This window comes from Microcystis sp. M53603_WE2 (assembly GCF_030065435.1).
In genome coordinates this window covers 1-1,255 of sequence record NZ_JASJFF010000643.1, presented here as the reverse complement: position 1 = coordinate 1,255, position 1,255 = coordinate 1, and the positions used below count along the sequence as shown (strand labels likewise).

At 48.0% G+C, this 1,255-nt stretch carries 2 protein-coding genes; both read right to left on the bottom strand.

Features of this window, described 5'->3' with window-relative positions; all coding sequences use genetic code 11:
• Window positions 1-579: 579 nt before the first annotated feature.
• Window positions 580-1,134 carry a guanylate kinase gene (gene gmk, locus PX481_RS13805; RefSeq protein ID WP_002762373.1) on the bottom strand — a complete coding sequence of 185 codons (555 nt, stop codon included), beginning with the start codon at window positions 1,132-1,134 and terminating at the stop codon, window positions 580-582.
• A gap of 12 nt (window positions 1,135-1,146) precedes the next feature.
• Window positions 1,147-1,255 (bottom strand): extracellular matrix/biofilm biosynthesis regulator RemA family protein (locus PX481_RS13800; RefSeq protein ID WP_288094765.1); only part of this gene is annotated, 109 nt, incomplete at its 5' end.

The following is a 1,255-nucleotide window of genomic DNA, read 5'->3' as shown; positions in this document are numbered from 1 at the left end:
TTGCTTAAAACCCATTGCTAGTAGGGACTATAGCTACAATGATTGATTTTTCTCAAGGTGAAGAATTGTAATTTTTTTTCTCAGAAAAAATCAATTATTGAGGTTCTTCGTTACTTGGTATGGTTCGATAGGGGGGCATAAATCGACTAAATCGTTATCTGGCAAGAGACTTAATTGATTAGTTCGCTCTAGAGCAAAAACAATTAACAAAAATCGCTAAATGCCTTTCTATATAAGGGTTCCATCCCTTATAACCCCCGTCCGTTGCATAACACAAACCGAAGAGCCGGTTTTTTACTTGATTCTCGACCACGGGTTCACGAGTTAATCCTCGTGCCGCCAATTCTTTTTTCCTCTTTCCTAGGGACCTTTGCTGATAATCGGGTCTCATGACACCATTGTTACTCCGGTTTGAGTTCAGGATACTTCCAGATTTAGAAGATCAGGGCTTGCCCCTAGTTTCTCTTTTTCTTTTTAGGGCGCTTTGCGTCCTTCAGGAGCTGATAACTGATTCAAGGCTGCCTCCTGCCTCCTGCCTCCTGCCTCCTGCCTCCTGCCTCCTGCCCCTTGATGGGATGGCTAACGGCTAAAAATAATCTTCTCGATGGCATCTAGGGCGGTTTCTAGGTCATCGTTGACGATTTGATAGGGGAATTCCTCGCTGGCGGCCAATTCTTCTCGGGCGCGCTCTAGACGACGGGCGATCGCTGTTTCGGCATCTTTGCCCCGGTCGCGCAAACGACGTTCTAATTCCTCGAAAGTGGGGGGTAGGATAAAGATTCTCCGCGCTTCGGGGAAGCTTTTACACACCTGTCTGGCTCCCTCTAATTCGATTTCTAGAATTACGGTCTGGCCTGTTGCTAATTGAGCAGCGATCGCTGATTGGGGTGTTCCATAGTAGTTGCCCGCATATTCGGCCGATTCGAGAAATTCTCCGGCTGCCATTTTCTCCTCGAAACTGGGACGGTCGAGAAAGTAGTAATCTTCCCCCTCAATTTCACCCGGTCGAGGTGGGCGCGTAGTAGCGGATACGGACAGGTAGAGGTTAGGGAAACGAGTTAGTAAATGCCGGACTAGCGTACCCTTGCCCACACCGCTAGGGCCGGTAATGACAATTAATTGACCGGGTTGCATGGGGTTAATAACTTAGTTGCTACTATTAACAGGGGCTTCCTTGTTGACCACGAAACGGTGAGCCACGGTTTCCGGTTGAATGGCCGACAGCACTACATGACTAGAATCGGTGATGATCACC